Source organism: Moraxella sp. ZY200743 (assembly GCF_050885545.1).
GTDB classification, from domain to species: Bacteria; Pseudomonadota; Gammaproteobacteria; order Pseudomonadales; family Moraxellaceae; genus Moraxella; species Moraxella haemolytica.
On sequence record NZ_CP091313.1, the window covers coordinates 531,048 to 547,245 of the forward strand.

Annotated in this window: 21 protein-coding genes; 8 read left to right on the forward strand and 13 right to left on the reverse strand. The window is 39.4% G+C overall.

Annotated features, from left to right (window positions below):
* The first annotated feature begins 51 nt into the window (after positions 1 to 51).
* From L3D27_RS02490 to L3D27_RS02510, 5 genes are all read left to right on the forward strand, one after another.
* The gene (locus L3D27_RS02490; protein ID WP_432481453.1) at positions 52 to 1,194 is read left to right on the forward strand and encodes a hypothetical protein; all 1,143 of its coding nucleotides are present in this window, start codon (positions 52 to 54) and stop codon (positions 1,192 to 1,194) included.
* 11 nt (positions 1,195 to 1,205) lie between these two features.
* The gene (locus L3D27_RS02495; protein ID WP_432481454.1) at positions 1,206 to 2,495 is read left to right on the forward strand and encodes a DNA cytosine methyltransferase; all 1,290 of its coding nucleotides are present in this window, start codon (positions 1,206 to 1,208) and stop codon (positions 2,493 to 2,495) included.
* Positions 2,496 to 2,868: 373 nt separating this feature from the next.
* Positions 2,869 to 3,648: a DpnI domain-containing protein gene (locus L3D27_RS02500; protein WP_432481455.1), complete on the forward strand. Its 780-nt coding sequence runs from the start codon at positions 2,869 to 2,871 to the stop codon at positions 3,646 to 3,648.
* Positions 3,635 to 3,805 carry a DpnD/PcfM family protein gene (locus tag L3D27_RS02505; RefSeq protein ID WP_432481456.1) on the forward strand — a complete coding sequence of 57 codons (171 nt, stop codon included), beginning with the start codon at positions 3,635 to 3,637 and terminating at the stop codon, positions 3,803 to 3,805. Before L3D27_RS02500 ends, L3D27_RS02505 begins: the two co-directional genes overlap by 14 nt.
* A gap of 358 nt (positions 3,806 to 4,163) precedes the next feature.
* Positions 4,164 to 5,075, forward strand: a complete 912-nt coding sequence (locus tag L3D27_RS02510; protein ID WP_432481457.1) for a DUF5655 domain-containing protein — start codon at positions 4,164 to 4,166, stop codon at positions 5,073 to 5,075.
* Here the strand turns inward: L3D27_RS02510 and L3D27_RS02515 are convergent.
* Together L3D27_RS02515 and L3D27_RS02520 are read right to left on the reverse strand one after the other, a co-directional pair.
* Positions 5,059 to 5,973 (reverse strand): histone deacetylase family protein, encoded by a 915-nt coding sequence (locus L3D27_RS02515; RefSeq protein ID WP_432481458.1) that lies wholly within the window; start codon positions 5,971 to 5,973, stop codon positions 5,059 to 5,061. The genes L3D27_RS02510 and L3D27_RS02515 overlap by 17 nt on opposite strands.
* A 27-nt stretch (positions 5,974 to 6,000) precedes the next feature.
* On the reverse strand, positions 6,001 to 6,609 hold the full coding sequence (locus L3D27_RS02520; protein WP_432481459.1) for a YbjN domain-containing protein: 609 nt from the start codon (positions 6,607 to 6,609) through the stop codon (positions 6,001 to 6,003).
* A gap of 152 nt (positions 6,610 to 6,761) precedes the next feature.
* On the opposite strand from L3D27_RS02520, the gene ccmA reads away from it, so the two are divergent.
* Positions 6,762 to 7,385: a heme ABC exporter ATP-binding protein CcmA gene (gene ccmA, locus L3D27_RS02525; RefSeq protein WP_432481460.1), complete on the forward strand. Its 624-nt coding sequence runs from the start codon at positions 6,762 to 6,764 to the stop codon at positions 7,383 to 7,385.
* A complete protein-coding gene (locus L3D27_RS02530) occupies positions 7,382 to 8,056 on the forward strand; it encodes a heme exporter protein CcmB (protein WP_284674110.1) in 675 nt (224 codons plus the stop codon). The genes ccmA and L3D27_RS02530 overlap by 4 nt, the downstream gene beginning before the upstream one ends.
* 70 nt (positions 8,057 to 8,126) lie before the next feature.
* Here the strand turns inward: L3D27_RS02530 and L3D27_RS02535 are convergent, their stop codons facing one another.
* From L3D27_RS02535 to L3D27_RS02555, 5 genes are all read right to left on the reverse strand, one after another.
* Positions 8,127 to 8,978 (reverse strand): nitrilase-related carbon-nitrogen hydrolase, encoded by an 852-nt coding sequence (locus tag L3D27_RS02535; RefSeq protein ID WP_284674111.1) that lies wholly within the window; start codon positions 8,976 to 8,978, stop codon positions 8,127 to 8,129.
* Positions 8,979 to 9,005: 27 nt separating this feature from the next.
* Complete coding sequence (gene thiS, locus L3D27_RS02540; RefSeq protein ID WP_284674112.1) at positions 9,006 to 9,206, reverse strand: sulfur carrier protein ThiS; 201 nt, start codon at positions 9,204 to 9,206, stop codon at positions 9,006 to 9,008.
* Between the two features lie 41 nt (positions 9,207 to 9,247).
* Positions 9,248 to 9,613 (reverse strand): DUF423 domain-containing protein, encoded by a 366-nt coding sequence (locus tag L3D27_RS02545; RefSeq protein ID WP_284674557.1) that lies wholly within the window; start codon positions 9,611 to 9,613, stop codon positions 9,248 to 9,250.
* Between the two features lie 67 nt (positions 9,614 to 9,680).
* On the reverse strand, positions 9,681 to 10,535 hold the full coding sequence (gene rpoH / locus L3D27_RS02550; RefSeq protein ID WP_284674558.1) for an RNA polymerase sigma factor RpoH: 855 nt from the start codon (positions 10,533 to 10,535) through the stop codon (positions 9,681 to 9,683).
* 324 nt (positions 10,536 to 10,859) lie between these two features.
* Entirely contained in the window at positions 10,860 to 11,207 is a 348-nt protein-coding gene (locus L3D27_RS02555) for a sulfurtransferase TusA family protein (protein ID WP_284674113.1), read from the reverse strand.
* Between the two features lie 183 nt (positions 11,208 to 11,390).
* Between L3D27_RS02555 and L3D27_RS02560 the strand changes: the two genes are divergently transcribed.
* Positions 11,391 to 12,878 (forward strand): M48 family metalloprotease, encoded by a 1,488-nt coding sequence (locus tag L3D27_RS02560; protein ID WP_432481461.1) that lies wholly within the window; start codon positions 11,391 to 11,393, stop codon positions 12,876 to 12,878.
* Between the two features lie 103 nt (positions 12,879 to 12,981).
* Here the strand turns inward: L3D27_RS02560 and L3D27_RS02565 are convergent, their stop codons facing one another.
* From L3D27_RS02565 to L3D27_RS02590, 6 genes are all read right to left on the reverse strand, one after another.
* A complete protein-coding gene (locus L3D27_RS02565) occupies positions 12,982 to 13,428 on the reverse strand; it encodes a GatB/YqeY domain-containing protein (protein ID WP_432481462.1) in 447 nt (148 codons plus the stop codon).
* 68 nt (positions 13,429 to 13,496) lie between these two features.
* Positions 13,497 to 14,324: a 16S rRNA (cytidine(1402)-2'-O)-methyltransferase gene (rsmI, locus tag L3D27_RS02570; RefSeq protein ID WP_432481463.1), complete on the reverse strand. Its 828-nt coding sequence runs from the start codon at positions 14,322 to 14,324 to the stop codon at positions 13,497 to 13,499.
* A 128-nt stretch (positions 14,325 to 14,452) separates the two neighbouring features.
* Positions 14,453 to 15,142, reverse strand: a complete 690-nt coding sequence (gene yihA / locus L3D27_RS02575) for a ribosome biogenesis GTP-binding protein YihA/YsxC (protein WP_432481464.1) — start codon at positions 15,140 to 15,142, stop codon at positions 14,453 to 14,455.
* A gap of 197 nt (positions 15,143 to 15,339) precedes the next feature.
* Positions 15,340 to 15,693 (reverse strand): integrase core domain-containing protein, encoded by a 354-nt coding sequence (locus L3D27_RS02580; RefSeq protein WP_432481465.1) that lies wholly within the window; start codon positions 15,691 to 15,693, stop codon positions 15,340 to 15,342.
* A complete protein-coding gene (locus L3D27_RS02585; RefSeq protein ID WP_284674118.1) occupies positions 15,665 to 15,889 on the reverse strand; it encodes a DDE-type integrase/transposase/recombinase in 225 nt (74 codons plus the stop codon). The genes L3D27_RS02580 and L3D27_RS02585 overlap by 29 nt, the downstream gene beginning before the upstream one ends.
* Positions 15,873 to 16,181 carry a hypothetical protein gene (locus L3D27_RS02590; protein ID WP_432481466.1) on the reverse strand — a complete coding sequence of 103 codons (309 nt, stop codon included), beginning with the start codon at positions 16,179 to 16,181 and terminating at the stop codon, positions 15,873 to 15,875. Before L3D27_RS02590 ends, L3D27_RS02585 begins: the two co-directional genes overlap by 17 nt.
* Positions 16,182 to 16,198: the final 17 nt, after the last annotated feature.

Sequence of the window (16,198 nt, forward strand, 5' to 3'; positions counted from 1 at the left end):
TATGCTAAATAGCAAGCATTAGCATAGGTTAAACCATACTGGGATAAAGCAATGAATTTAGAACAAAATTTAGAACAAATAGTCTTACAACAAGACAAAATCCGTGAAAAATACTTTCACGATTTGGTTATTCAAAATACCAATATTCAGTCGGATTTATTGTCGGCTTTGGATTTGCCAAGTGATTTGTCAAGGTTAAAACTTATTCACGAAGATCGATATATCAATGGTATTATTGCGGATTTTACATTGATTTATGATAATCATATTCAAGCAATCATTGAATGTAAGGCTGGTGATATTGGTGTAACCGATTATGTGCGTGGCATTGGGCAAGTATTACAATATGAGTATTTTTATGAAAATGAAATTTCTAAATATTATCCTTATAAAAACGGTGGATTTAATAGTGTTTTGTTAATTCCGTCATCGGTATTTTTAAATAAAAACTTTAATATTGCATTATTTAAATACCCTATAACAACCAAAATTATTGAAATTAATGATGTGAATAATGCAGTTCGCTTAATTACCCAACAAGAGTTGGATAACTTTAAAGAGCAAACTAAAAATAACTTGATTAGTATTTCTCAATATTATGTTAGAGATACACGACTTTTTGAAATATATATGCTACTTCGTTATTTGTGTTTCTTAAAAATCAAGAATACCAATGAAGTTAATCGCAGAGAAATTGAATTAGAAATGCAAAAAACTAATTCAATCAATAATCGCAACTGGCGAAATGTTTGGATTAGTTTGTCATCTTTTGGTTTTATTAATGGTCATAATATGCCAACAGAAACAGGCTTAAAGATGGGAATGCTTGATGTCAATCAATTTTTGTTGATAATGTACAAATCCTATGTAAAGCCCTATGCGGATATTTTGATGAATTATTTTGTAGAAAATCCAAATCATCTAAATAAAGGTTTACAAGAAATTAAGCAGGATTTTTTGGATAAATACAGTGGTAACGAAATTTTATTTTTGACGCAGTCTCAAACTCGCTATTTGTCGTCTTGGCTTAATATTTTAAGAGATGATTTTGGTTGTCTTGATTTTCAGGCCAGAAGCAGCAGCCGAAATTTAAATTATAATCCAGCGAATTTGAACGATGATTTTTTGTTAAAAGAAATTTCCAAATATACCAAAGCTAATCCCTATATTGCTAATTTACAAACTATTTTGTGAGAATTGATTTAATGAATATGAAAACAAACAAAGATTATACGATTTTTGAAACTTTTGTGGGAGCAGGTGGCTCTCATATTGGCTTTAAACAAAATGGGTTTAAATCGGTTTATGTAAATGATGATAACAAAGATTGTATTGATACTTTATTGTTAAATAATCCTGAAATCAAACAAACTGCTTTTGTGGATTGTCGTAGTGTTTTGGATATTGATACCGATAATTTATTAAATAATATCAAACTAAAACAAGGCGAACTGGATGTGATGTTTGGCGGTATTGTTTGTAAAGGATTTAGTTTGGCGGGGGAGCGTTCACCCAATGATGAACGCAATTATTTTTACCATCAACAATTAAAATTGGTGGAAATTACCAAGCCAAAAATAAGTGTGATTGAAAATGTTAAAGCCTTTTCTAACGGTCAAGTATTGTCCGAAAGTACACCACAGACTATTCGTGATGAAGTGGATAGAATTTGGCAGGAATTAGAAAATTATAAAGGTCAAAAAGCAGAGTTACGAAAAAAAAATAAAATTACACCTGAATTTGAACAAAAGGGGTTGGATTTGCGTAAACAAAAAGAAAGACTATTGGCTATTTTAAAAGAAAATAATTATCTTATTTCTGTTTTAGATGATTTGTACCAGATTTATGACAGAATTGGTTATAATGTTTCGCATAAGATTTTAAATACTGCTTGGTATGGAGCTTCAACCAAGCGAGAGCGGATTATTATTGTGGCGGTGCGTAAAGATTTGCCTAATAATTTTGAGTTTCCATTTCCTATCTATCATTCCGATGAGATATTAACTAAATTGGATTTTGATAATATTGAAAATGTGGAGTTTTTAAAACCAATTTCTATTGGCGAAGCATTATCAAAAATTGATTATTCCAATAAAGATGACATAGATAATCACCCAATGAACCATTCGCCAAAAACCGTAGAGCGATTTAAATATATCAAAGCTGGGTCTAATATTCAAGAAACAATGCACGAAATTCCAGATGATTTAAAAATTAGCAGTTTTTATTCTCGTGGTAATACAATGCGATTGTCTATGGAATTATTAGCCCCAACGCTTGTGCCGGGACACAGTAATTTTCCTGTACACCCCATTGAACACCGAAGTATTACGGTGCGTGAAGCGTCCGTTATTACGGGCTTTCCAATGGATTATAAATTTATTGGCAATCACTCAAAACGCTGTGAACACGTTGGTAATGCAGTACCGCCCCCTTTGGCAAGTGCTATTGCAAAAGAGTGTATTAAGTTTTTGGATAGAATGGAAACCAACTAAGTTTATCAAATAAAAAGATTCTTGCCGCCCCTCTTTTTAAGCCCCTGTACAGCCAACAGGGGTATGATTTAAAAATTGACAACCCATTCACACCCTGCAATAATCATCAGTAAGATCAACACAGGAACAAAAAAATGAAAACCCAATCCCTACATTTTAAAATCACAGAATAAGACACATAGCATCTTATTTGTTTGCCAATGGTAACTTTTAAATGACAAAATAAGCAATAACTGTAATTGATGATAGAATGGGACATTTTATAGTTTAACTTGGCAAATTGTAATAGCAATTAAACGGCATACAATTAGATAAGATTTGGTCAATAATCATACTATAAAATATAAAAATAATTTAGGGTGGTTATATAGCAATGAATTTATATCTTAATACAAACTTAGCAAATGGATACAGTAGTAAAACGCAAATTGCAAGAGTTCTAACTGAAAATTGGGTTCTATATAACTCATATTGCCTCAAGTGCGGAAATTTACCATTATCTGAATTTGCAAATAATCGCCCTGTGGCTGATTTTTATTGTCAAAATTGTTTTGAGGAATTTGAGCTAAAAAGTAAAAACGGTCGCTTGCCAACTATGATAACAGATGGTGCTTATGCAACAATGATAGAGCGTATCAATGCTGATAATAATCCAAACTTTTTCTTTTTAACTTATGATAAACAGTGGTGTGTTAATGATTTTTTGATTATACCAAAACAATTTTTTACTTCCAATATTATCATTAAAAGAAAGCCTTTATCGGCTAATGCAAGGCGTGCAGGCTGGGTTGGGTGCAATATTGATATATCTAATATTGCAGATTTTGGCAAAATTTTTTTAGTCAAAAACTCACAAATCATCAATCAAACTCTGGTAAAAGAACAATTTAATAATACCTTATTTATTCGTACAAAGAATACAGAGGCAAGAGGTTGGATATTGGATATAATGATGTGTATAGACAGTATACCAAAAGATAATTTTAGTTTAAATGATGTTTATTCTTTTGAGCAAATATTAAAAACAAAATATCCAAGCAATAATTTTATCAAAGATAAAATTAGACAGCAATTACAATTATTGAGAGATAAAGAGCTAATTGAATTTGTCTCTCGTGGTCAATATAAAAAGGTAAAAAATGCAAACTTATAAAATACAAATTCAAGAAACTTTATCAAAAACTGTCGAGATACAAGCAAATAATATTGACGAAGCCATTCAGGTCGTACAAAAATCTTATCAAAATGAAGAGGTTGTGCTAGATTGGGGCGATTTTGTTTTGGTGGAATTTCATGATGCTTCTGATTAAAAGTATTATCCCTATTATAGAGCGTAACGGACACTGCAGGTACACTATTGGACAGGAGTTATATTGGCATTGAGCAGGATGATAGTTTTTGGAATTGTCAAAAAAGCGTTATCAAGCCATTACGCCAAGCCTAAAAAATGAATTCAAACAAAAAATTCGTGAGCAGATTAGTGTGATTTGATTGCCATTAAGTCTTTTACCATCCCAAACACCACTCTATACCCCTGTGCAAGTACATGATATCAAGGTGTTTTGCATAAAACACTTTTATGCTATGTTGTTTTGTAGTATGATTGAGAGCCGATTATTGTGTAAAACCAATCATTATCTTTGCTTAAAAAATTATTCAAGGCACCCAATGAATCTATTTCATCTACAAAATACAAACTTAACTCCTTTATCTGAAACACCCTTTTTGTTAGAAAAGGAAATTCAAACCTTATGCGAAACTAATTTATCCCAAATTAGTGAATTGATTTTTGTCAAATCCGAATTTAGCATTAAAAATAGACGCATTGACACATTAGCATATGACCCAGAAAATAACAGTTTTGTGATTATTGAATATAAACGAGATAAAAATTATAGCGTGGTAGACCAAGGGGTTTCTTATCTTAGTTTGATGCTAGAATACAAGGCTGAATTTATTATTGAATATAATGAAAGTTTAAATGAAAATTTAAAGCGAGATGATGTGGATTGGTCGCAAAGTAAAATTATCTTTGTTGCTCCAAGTTTCAGTGAGGATCAAAAACAATCCACTAATTTTAAAGATTTTGCTATTGAACTTTGGGAAATCAAACGCTTTGACGATATCGTATTTATCAACCCAATTACCAAAAGCAAATCTGCCCCTAGTATTAAACAGATTAAGTCTAATTTAGCTGGCGATAAAAACGAACTTACCAATATTATCAAAGAGGTAAAAACTTATGATGAAGAAGATCATTTAATCAATAAACCCGATGAAATCAAAGAACTTTATCAAGAATTTAAATCGGCTATTTTAAATTTGGCAGATGGTATTGAGAGTAAAGCAACCAAATTGTATATTGGTTTTAAAACACAGTCTAATTTTTGTTCTATTTATGTCTTAAGAAATGGTCTAAAAATATGGATCAATCTTAAAGCTGGTACCTTAAAAGACGAAAAAGGACTTTCTCGTGATGTTAGTAATATTGGGCATCACGGATTAGGGGATTATGAATTAAAAGTTAACAATAATCACCATAAAGAATATATTATGAGCTTGATTAAACAAGCGATTTAAATACATCGCAGACCACCCCAAACACCAAACTATGCCCCTGCACTATCACATCAATATCAGGGGCATAGCCACCGCCCATGGTTACCACCGTTGGTAATCCCTTGTCAAACAGTGTCTGAATCACATACCGCTCTCGCTCATACAACCCATTCATGGTTAGGTTTATCCGTCCAAGCCTATCATCGGCAAGCACATCTACCCCTGCTTGATAAAATACAAAATCAGGATTAAAACCATCAAGCACTTTGGGTAAATGCTGTGTTAACAGCGACAAATACTCATCATCGCTCATGCTATCAGCAAGATGAATATCCAAATCTAATTTGGGTTTGTGATAGGGATAATTTTTCTCACCGTGCATACTCATCACAAAGACATTGGCATTATCCGCCATAATGGACGCATTGCCATTGCCTTGATGAACATCTAGGTCAAGGATTAAAATCTTTTTGGTAAGCCCTTGGTCTAACAGTACATGGCTTGCCACACAAACATCATTTAAAATACAAAAGCCCTCACCACTATCTGCAAAGGCGTGATGCGTACCGCCAGAAGTGGATAGGCTAATGCCATCTGTCAAGGCATATTTGGCACACTCGATTGTCGCTCCAACAACCAGCCTTTCACGGTCTATGAGTTCTTGACTCATCGGCAAACCGATTTTACGGCAGTCTTTGGGTGGTAGTGTCTGTGTATTTAGGGCGTGCCAGTAGTTGGCGGTGTGCGTGGTTAAAATCTCATCAACAGTTGCCATTGTCGGTGTAAAAAATTGAGAGAGTTTGGCAATGTCATCAGCAAGTAGTTTTTTTGGTAACAATGCGTACTTTGCCATCGGAAAACGATGTCCTGCTGGCAGGGGTAGGCAAAAAGCGGGGTGATGGGCGATTTTAAAGGGCATGGCTAATGGTTGGTGGTGCGTATGGTTTTATTGGGATTGATTGGTGGGGATAAAAAAGCCACCATCGCTTTGTGATTCGGTCTCATCAGCTATCTCTAGGTAATCATGTACGATAGGGCTAGGCTCAACCTCGCCCATGACCTCGTTGAGCAATCGCCAAGCCAGTTCTGTTAGTCCAGACAAGCCTTGCAAATAGCAGGTGAGAGCCTTATCGCTTAGGGTGCTAAACTCGGCATCAACTGACATTTTTACACGCACTTCACCATCGGTGGGGTCAAGCTCTATGCTACCAAAAGCGATGTTTAAGTTGGTGTGAGCAATTTTCATGAGCATGGGTGCGTAGTGACTGGGCGGTACAGTCTGGGTGAGTACGCCAAACATTGCCATAAGCTGATTTTGTTCATTGATGCGAAACACGCAGGTCCAGTCTAATGAATTATCCGAGAAACTTAAAATCACATGATGTGTGCGACCATCAGTCTTGGGGCTGGGTTTGCGATGTTCGTAGTGCCAGTCTTGGGCACTAAGCCATGCTGTGATGCGGTCGGTGATGGGGTGGGGGCTTGTGCTTAAGGTCTGCTCTTGAGTGGGTTGTATTTTTGTGAGTAAATTTTTTAGCTTGTTGAAGAATTTCATAATGTGTGCGTTCGTTATTTTTGGTGAAATTGTAGCCTAATGGGGTATATTATGCAAAACAAATATCAACTAAATTGCTAAAATTGCATAAATCAGTTTTGATTGTGTGGGATTTTTGGTATTATTAACCATATTTTTAAATGATGACAGATATGACGGTTTTTACTCAATCGCCCATTGTTACGCTTGATGCCATTGATGTACAGCGTGGAGAGTTTGTGCTGTGTCAGGGTGTGAATTTGACGCTTAATGCAGGCGATATATGCCACTTGATTGGTGAAAATGGACTGGGTAAGACAACGCTGCTATCACAAATTGCAGGACTGCTACCGATTGTCTGTGGGCAGGTGATGTATCATGATGATGTCGTAAGTCCAGTTTATGTGTCGCATCAGCTTGGGATTAGCGGTAGTTTGACGGTTCGGCAAAATTTAGAGTTTTTATTGTCTTTATATGGGGCGGATACACACCGTGAAGTGATAGATTTTGCTCTTGAGCAGGTGGGGCTTTATGGTTTGGGTGATGTATCTAGCGTACAGCTGTCAGCAGGGCAGATGCGAAGAGCGGGGCTGTCTCGCCTGTTCGTCTTAACGCCTAGAGAGTCAAAGTTTTGGTTACTTGATGAGCCATTAACGGCACTTGATGTTGACATGGTAAAACGCATGGAATATCGTATCGCAAACTTTGCAAAATTGGGTGGTGCGGTGCTGATGACTAGCCATCAAAGTACCGAGCTAAGAACGAGTGTGCTTGATTTGGCGGAGTTTGCGTTATGATGAAAAATGCCTTTGCTACGATGTTGCTAAGAGAGTGGCATATTAAAAGACAAGGAGCGGTGCAGTGGCTATTCCCTTTGATGATTTTTTTGATTATCATCACGCTGTTTCCACTTGCAATAGGGGCTGAACCTGCACTCTTGTTACGCTTGGCAACTTCTGCCATTTGGATTGCAGCTTTATTGTCGCTAGTGATGGGTGTTGATGACCTATTTAAAGCTGATATGGAAAATGGCACGCTAGCACAGCTTGTGGTGTCAGGGGCGTCGTTACCAATCTGGGTGTTTGCCAGATTGCTTGTGCATTGGGTATTTAGTGCAGGTTCCGTCTCTTTGTTGTCATTGCTTGCCATGCCTTTATTTAATATGCCGCTTGGTGATACGCTCATGCTCATGTTGTCTATTTTGGTGGGTTCGCCGCTCATGCTTATGTTATCAGCGATTGCCAGTAGTTTGACCTTGAGTCTAAAAAATGGTGCGGTACTTGTGCCACTTGTTGCCTTGCCCATGCAGTTACCTGTGTTGATATTTGCTACTGGTGCGGTTGATTTGTATGCCACTGGACTAAATGGGCTGCCGACTTTGGCACTGCTTGGGGCAATGAGTATTATGGCGATTATCATCACGCCATGGGTGGTGGCACAGATATTAAAGATGGTGTGGTCAAATTAGCATCAAGAATCAATCTAGCAAATAAACCAAAACCGCTAAACATATGGCGGTTTTGGTTTATTTGGTTGGATTAGTTAAGACGATGACAGTTAAAGATTGGCATACTTTGGCGGATGTGCTCTTGTTTGGTCTTGTCAAACTCTCCATAAACAACCAAATAGCCCGCTTCGCCTACTTCACTTTGATGGCTATCGGCAATCACTTGCCCATGAGCGTCCACCATCATTGCATGACCCCAAGTTTCTCGGCTCTTACTACCGATGTGGTGAATGCCTCCTTGCGTACTACCAATCATCATGCACTGACTATCTAAGGCACGAGCTTGTAGTAATAATTGCCAATGTGCCTCCCCTGTCTTATGAGTAAAGGCGGCAGGTACGCTGATGATGTCAGCTCCCAATGCTCTTAGTTTTTGAGCCATCATAGGGAAGCGGACATCAAAGCATATCATCAGTCCTAAGTTAATCTTTTGGTCTTGTATGCTTAGGGGGACAACCACAAGCTCATCACCTGCCTCAAAGGTCTTACTTTCGTCATAGCTACCTGTGCTGTCATTGACGGTGGCACGAAACAGATGAATCTTATCATAACGAGCGATTTGACGGCCGTTTGGGTCAAAAACTAGGTTGGTTTGGCGGTATTTGCCATCTGATACAACAGTGCCATTATGACGCCTATTACATGGCAGTGTACCTGCAACCAGATGTATCTGATGTATTTTGGCGAGATTTGACAGGGTGTTACAAATCTCATCAAAACGCCAAGCCAGTTCGTTTTGTCTGCCCATGACACACATATTTTCAGGTAATACGATGATGTCAGTGTGCGGTGCGACATCGGCGATGGCACGACCTATGATGTCAAGATTGGCATCAATGTTGGTCTGACTATTTAGTTGAATGCTAGCAATACGAATGGTCATGGCATACTCTATAATGAATGAAGATAATTAGCCGCCGCCTACCGCTTGCACGACCTCGATGGTCATGCCATCATTGATGGCGGTGTTGGAAAGTTGTGATTTTGGTATCAGCATACCGTCAATCTCAACGGCAAATCTGCCTTCGGTCATTGCCAGTTCGGTCAATAAATCAAGGACGGTGGCTTTATCGGTGGCGAGTGATTCGCCATTTAGGGTGATATTTTGCATGGCTATTGGATTTTGGTTGTTAAGATTGATTGGGTGAATTGTTAGTTTGATTGTGCGGTTAATCTGCCAAAAACAAGTATCAGCCATCCGCTAATCATAAGTATGCCACCAACTGGCGTAATCATACCAAGCCATTTGGGTGCACCCAAAGCGATGGCATACAGTGAACCGCTAAAGATGATGATGCCACATTGCAAAAAATACGCAGGCAGAGTCATTTTGTAGCGACCTGTAGCATTCAATACACCGATGGCAAGCAGACCTAATGAGTGTATGAATAGATACAAGGTTGCTGTATCCCAAATGCCTAATTCATACGCACCTGCAAAATTTTTAAGTCCATGAGCACCAAATGCACCAAGGGCAACGCCAATGGCAAGATTGATGGCGGCAATTTTTATCCAAATCATAAAAAACTGTGCTATTTTATCAAAATTTATTTATATCAGCCTTATGTCAGCAAAACCTTTGATGTCAGTCGCTTAGCATGGTGCTATCTATAGTCATGGCTTCTCGGATTTTATCCATGGCGTTTTTTTCAATTTGGCGGACTCGCTCGGCAGAGATGTTATACACTGCGGCTAGGTCGTGTAGGGTGGATTTTTGGTCAGCAAGCCATCTTTGGGTAATGATGTCTCGTGAACGCTCATCTAGCTCTTCCATGGCTTCTTTTAAGGCACTGGTGGTATTTTCTTCCCAGTCGGCCTCTTCAACCACATCAGCAGGGTCAATGGCATCTTCTAAGAACAGTTGTGGTGCATATCTCCCATCATCTTCATCGGAGTCTTGCATTTCAAATGATGCATCATAGCTGGTCAAACGAGATTCCATTTCAAAGACTTGTTTGACGGTAACATTTAGGTCTTTGGCGATGGCTTCAGCTTCTTCTTGGGTGAGCTGGTTGCTGGATTTTTTAAGACTTCTTAGGTTAAAAAACAGCTTTCTGTGTGCTTTGGTGGTCGCAACCTTGACGATTCGCCAATTTTTAATGACGAACTCATGAATCTCTGCCTTAATCCAATGTACTGCAAATGATACCAGTCGCACACCTTTGGTTGGGTCAAAGCGTTTTACTGCCTTCATCAGACCTAAATTACCTTCTTGAATCAGATCGGCTTGCGACAGTCCGTATCCAGAATAACTGCGAGCAATATGAATCACAAATCTTAGGTGGCTCATGACAAGCAGGCGAGCAGCTTCAACATCGCCGTCGTGGTAGTAGCGTTCAGCAAGCTGCTTTTCTTCGTCAGGTGTCAAAATAGGAATTTGATGAACTGTATTGATGTACGCACCAAGATTTACGCCAGGGGCTGCCAAATGTGTTGGCATGGCAGGGACTAAATCACGGGTGGCGACTTCATGATTGGGTGTATCGCCATGCGTAATGATGGTGCGAATGGCGGGCGTGATGGTCTTGATATCATCTATGCCTTCATGGTCGTCAAGCCCTTCATAATCATCCATATCATGCACATGAAAACCATCGCCAAGTGCCAATTCATCCATCTCATCAATGGCGTACTCACCGTTATAATCATCAAAGTTACTCATGTCATCTAAATCATCATAATCATGAGTGCTGTTGTATTTTTTTGTCATAAATAGTGCTTAGGCAAATAAATTCTTTTGGGTCTATTGTAAGGCTTAACCGACCTAAACGCTAGCTTTTTTTGTGATGATAAAGTGAAAATAGTTTGCTGTATTGTGGCCGTCATCACTTTGCCAAGTTGTTATGGATAGCCCTTGTTTTTGACAAAATGCCACTAGGTCTGTTTGGGAGTTCTTATCACTGGCAATCAGGTACAAACTCTCATCAGTCGCAACGCCTCTTAGGGCGATTTTTGCTTTTAGTAATGGCATGGGGCAAGCTAAGTTACGAGCATCAAAAAAAGCGGACAGTGTTATGTTGTTATGCTTGCCTGCGAGTGCTTGCTGAATGTCGGTTAGTTGCTCTGTTGTTAATTGAAGCATTAAAGATGGAGTAAAAGTAATGGTTGTCATGTAAGGCGTTCTTATGTGTGGTTTTTTATGGTTGGTTTAATGGGATATTTGGGCGAGTTTATATTTTACAAGATAAAAAGAATGATTTGCACTGTTTAATAAGATGATTGTGGTGATGAATAACGGAGTTGGGTTTTGTGGTGATTTATAGTAAGATGATACAAATCGTTCTATAATGAATCCATGATGAAAAAAACACCCCTAGCCATGCTTTTGCTATCGATACCCTTGATAATGCCGGCAGTAGCTTATGATGGACAACAAACGACCGTCAAAGCGCCAAGTCTGATGGCAGGTGTGGGCTTTAACGAGCAATATCATCACCGACAAATTGCCCTATGGTCTTTGCGACAGATTCATGCCAATATACCTTTGGTTGATGATCCGTGGTCGGTTCAGCTGTTGCATGGCATGGCAAATCAGATGAATGCAACAGTCCGACAGCAACCTGTCATTGCCATGCCACTCATCAATGACAATCAGGTTAATGCTTTTGCTGTGCCAGGTGGGGTGATTGGGCTAAATACAGGCGTGGTGTTGTCAGCAGATGGGCTAGATGAGGTGGCGAGTGTCTTGGCTCATGAGATAGCTCATTTAAGCCAGCGTCATTATGAACAGCGTGCAGATAATCACAAAAAACTCTTGGCGTGGCAGTTGGGTGGGCTATTGACAGCATTGGCGGCAAGTGCAGCAGGTGGCGATGCGGTATTAGCTGTGATGGCCGGCTCTCAAGCGGGGATGGCAGAGAGTGTTGCTGCTCATAGCCGAGAGCATGAGCGAGAAGCAGATAGGGTAGGTCAGCAGATATTATCTAAATCGGGTTATGATGCCCATGCCATGCCTAGATTTTTTCATCAGTTGCACCGGCAGGTTTCTTTAAATCAATCCTCAAGCGTTTTTATTCCTAGTTTCATGCAGTCGCACCCATTCACGATGGAGCGATTGTCTGAGGCGACCGCTCGTGCATCTCGCTATCCTACCGTGCCCATGAGTGATAAGCAAAACCAAGCTCGGCTGTTTGATTTATTATACTGGCGACTAAAGTATCTGACTCGTCAGACAAATCTGTCAGAACTGACGGTTAATGTCAAACAAAGTCAAGGGGCAAGATTGGCACTGGCAATGTTTTTCATGGATGATGGTCAATATGACCAAGCCCAAAAGACGCTTGATGAAGGTAATTTTACTCATGATGAGTTGTTATTCGTACTTGTGCAGGCAGATTTATTGAATGCACAGCATCGTTATGAGGAGGCGGTTCGCCTACTAAAGCCATTGCAGGCCATCTATCCTGAACGGCGAGATGTGCGATTGTATTTGGCAAAAAATCTCATCGCAACACAGCAAGCCCCTCAAGCGATTGCATTATTGCAAGATTTAACCAAAAAAACTTCGCACGATGTGCAGGCGTGGCAACTCATGCAACGAGCCTATGAATCTAAAGCTTATGGCGATCATGATGAACGCAGTCAAGAAATATCTACCATTTACGCATTGCAAGCTCGCTCTTGGACTGAGTTTTGGACGGATAAACACGAAGCTGCTTTGCGGTCTAACGCCCAAGCACTAAAAATCGCCAATGCTCATAAATCACTACAGTCATTGGTTGCGATGTTACAGGCCGATAAAGAACAGATTGTCATGGCAAAAGACTTTAAGCCAAGATTTTAGATGGGTAGACTCATGGTTGTTAAATCCAATAAAAAGCACGCCATACGGGTGTGCTTTTTTTGTTGATATAAACTGTAAAATAAACCCCATAAGTTTTGATGGGTTAGGCGGTCAAAGCCTTTTTGACAAGCACTGATATGACGCCAGCATCAGCCCGACCTGCGGTCTTATCTTTGACAGCATTCATCACACGCCCCATGTCTTTCATGCCAGATGCACCTAATTCATCAATGGTCTCGTTGATGATGGCGTTGAGTTTGTCATCGGATAATTGCTCAGGTAAAAAAGCAGAGATGACATCAATCTCAAATTGCTCTTTTTGTGCCAAATCATCACGCCCATTGGTGGTATAGATGCTTAGGGACTCTTGGCGTTGCTTGATTTGTTTTTGTAAAATCGCCAATATGTTTTTATCATCAAGCTCGGTTTGCCCATCAATCTCTACTTGCTTAATGACAGCCTGCACATTGCGTAGCACCTTGACTTGTTCCATGTTTTTGGCTTTCATGGCGGTCTTGATGGTATCGGTTAGGGTGGTTTTTAGGGTCATAAGAGTATCCTTTATTAAGTTGTAAAAGTTAGGTAAGAAATGATGTGTTTTTGGTGATATCAACCAAGCTATTGTTGTAGCTCAAGCAATCTATCATATACCACGCTTTTTTTAATGCCTAGCACATCTGCCACGATTGCACTGGCTTTTTTTGGTGGCAGTTCTTTGGCAATGGCAAGTAGCCAATCATCATAATCGGCTTTTTGTACTGGTTGGGTGTTGCCTGCAACAACCAACACGATTTCGCCACGCTGTTGGTTGGCATCGTTTTTTACAAATGCCAATAAATCAGCCAGTGGCAATTTTTTTATTGTTTCAAAGGTTTTGCTAATTTCACGGCATAGCGTAACTTCTCGTTCGCCACCAAACACATCCACCATGTCGGACAGGCACTCCACAATGCGGTGTGGTGCTTCATAAAAAATCAAGGTCTCGGTGTGTGAGTCATACAGTCTTAAGGTTTCTTTGCGTCCATGTTGCTTGGCGGGTAAAAACCCTACAAAACTAAACTTATTAGATGGCAATCCTGCAACAGACAACGCCCCAATGACCGCACACGCCCCAACAATGGGAACGACGCTCACACCCGCATCATGGCACGCTTTAACCAACCTAAACCCAGGGTCTGAGATAAGCGGTGTTCCTGCATCTGAAATCAAGGCGATTGATTGACCGTTCTGTAATCGTTCGGTAAGCCGTGCTGTCTGTATGTCGGCATTATGCTCGTGATAGGCAGTGGTGGGCGTGGTAATGTTAAAGAAACTTAATAATTTAGAGCTTGTACGAGTATCTTCACACGCGATCACATCGACCGATTTTAGGGTGTCAATTGCCCGTTTTGTCATGTCGTTTAGATTGCCAATGGGGGTGGCAACAACATATAAAATGCCTGTCATGGTATTTTGCCTTTTTTGGGTAAATAATGATTATTGGTCTAATTTGGGTAGGTTTAATTTGTCTTTGAATGTATAATTTTACAAAAATCTTTGACTGTCTTTAACCATCTTTTTTAACCAGCATTGTTCTAATCACTACTTTGCAGTTCATTATTTGCTATGTTTTGGCTTACCAAATCTGTATCCGTTAAATCCAGATTTTCCCCCAAGTGTAGCCAATTTCCCAATACATCTGCCAATTCATCGAGCCCTTCTTTATTCAATGCTGAAAACAACTGAATAGAAAAAGGTAGTTCTAGAGCTTGTAATTGTTTTTTTATTTGCAATAGTGCGGTTTTGGCAGCCCCACGCTTTAATTTATCTGCTTTGGTCAGCAGTACATGCACAGGCAAACTACCATCTTTTGCCCAATGAAGCATTTGTTCATCAAAATATTTTAGTGGATGGCGAATGTCAGTGAGTAAAATTAGACCTGTTAGACTTTCACGATGCACAAGGTAGTTTTCAAGCTCTTTTTGCCACTTGATTTTCATCGCCTCTGGTACTTGAGCGTAGCCATAACCTGGTAAATCAACGATACGACTATGCTGACAACCAACATCAAAGAAGTTAATCATCTGCGTACGCCCTGGAGTTTTTGATGAGCGAGCAAGCTGTTTTTGGTGAGTGATGGTATTGATGGCGGATGATTTTCCTGCATTGGAACGCCCTGCAAATGCCACCTCAAAGCCTGTATCAGCTGGGCAAAGTTTTAGGGTGGGGGCGGATAATGCAAAGGTGGTCTGGCGAATGATTTTTTGGTAGTCGGTGGTGGTCATGGCTTGCAAATTTGTGGTTTGATTTGTCGTAAAAATAACCAATAGTGTATCATGAAAGCCATAAAATAGCGACAATAAAGGAGTGTGTATATTTAAAGAAAGGAGTGTGTATATTTAAAGCGAATTGGTTTGGGCTTATCAACGCTATTATGTAGCAGTTGCACAAAAACTGCCTAAAAAAATAAACTGTAATAAACTCAACCGTTATGTACACTCTGCCCAAAATAGAACCCTAACCACTCATAAGGAGTAAAAGTCAAAGCTTTTCCTGTAGTCCCATCTTTCTTAGTTAAAGATGAATGTGGTCTAACTGTGTTGTAGAAATTAAGAAATCTGGTTAATTCTTGCTTTCTATGTTCACTACTGACAAATTCGTGTTTATCGTGCCAAAGCTCCATTAATGTTCGTATCACTCGTTCAGCTTTACCGTTGGTTTGTGGTCTACCTACTTTGGTAAATTTTTGGTTAATATTGTTGGCATAGCAGACTTTAACAAACTCATGGTCTTTGGTGCCTTTGTATTTAAGTACCGTTATCTGAATACACCACATCAATTTGGTAGGGACACGGTTCTATCATTTGTTCTGCCAAAAACTGTGCTGCACTAAAAGCGGTTTTGTCAGGCAGTATGGCAGCATACAGTTCACGAGAATAATCATCTATGACAACAAACAGATATTCTCTAGGACTGTTTGTGGTTTGTCCTTTGAGCAGAGGTAAGCGTTTGGTATCAATGCACCATTTCACCAAGATAAGATTTGTTGTAGCGTTTGGCTTGCTTTCTAAGTTTATCTTGGATGAATTTTTCAACTTTAGCTAAGCGTTTAATGCCATGTTTGGCTTGTTTCAAGCGATTGTTGGTGCCGGTTTGGGATTTTAATAACTTAACACGAGCAAGTTTTAAGACCTTGTAGATGGTAGGTCTTGATACTTTGTACTCCAATACTAGCGAAGTTACCGATTGCTTATTCTGGTGATAAGCAGTCCAAATCGCTTCCCTGTGGTGGGGAGGCAGTCTTGTGTTTTTGTGTATGTTCATTTGCAGTATTTTACCTT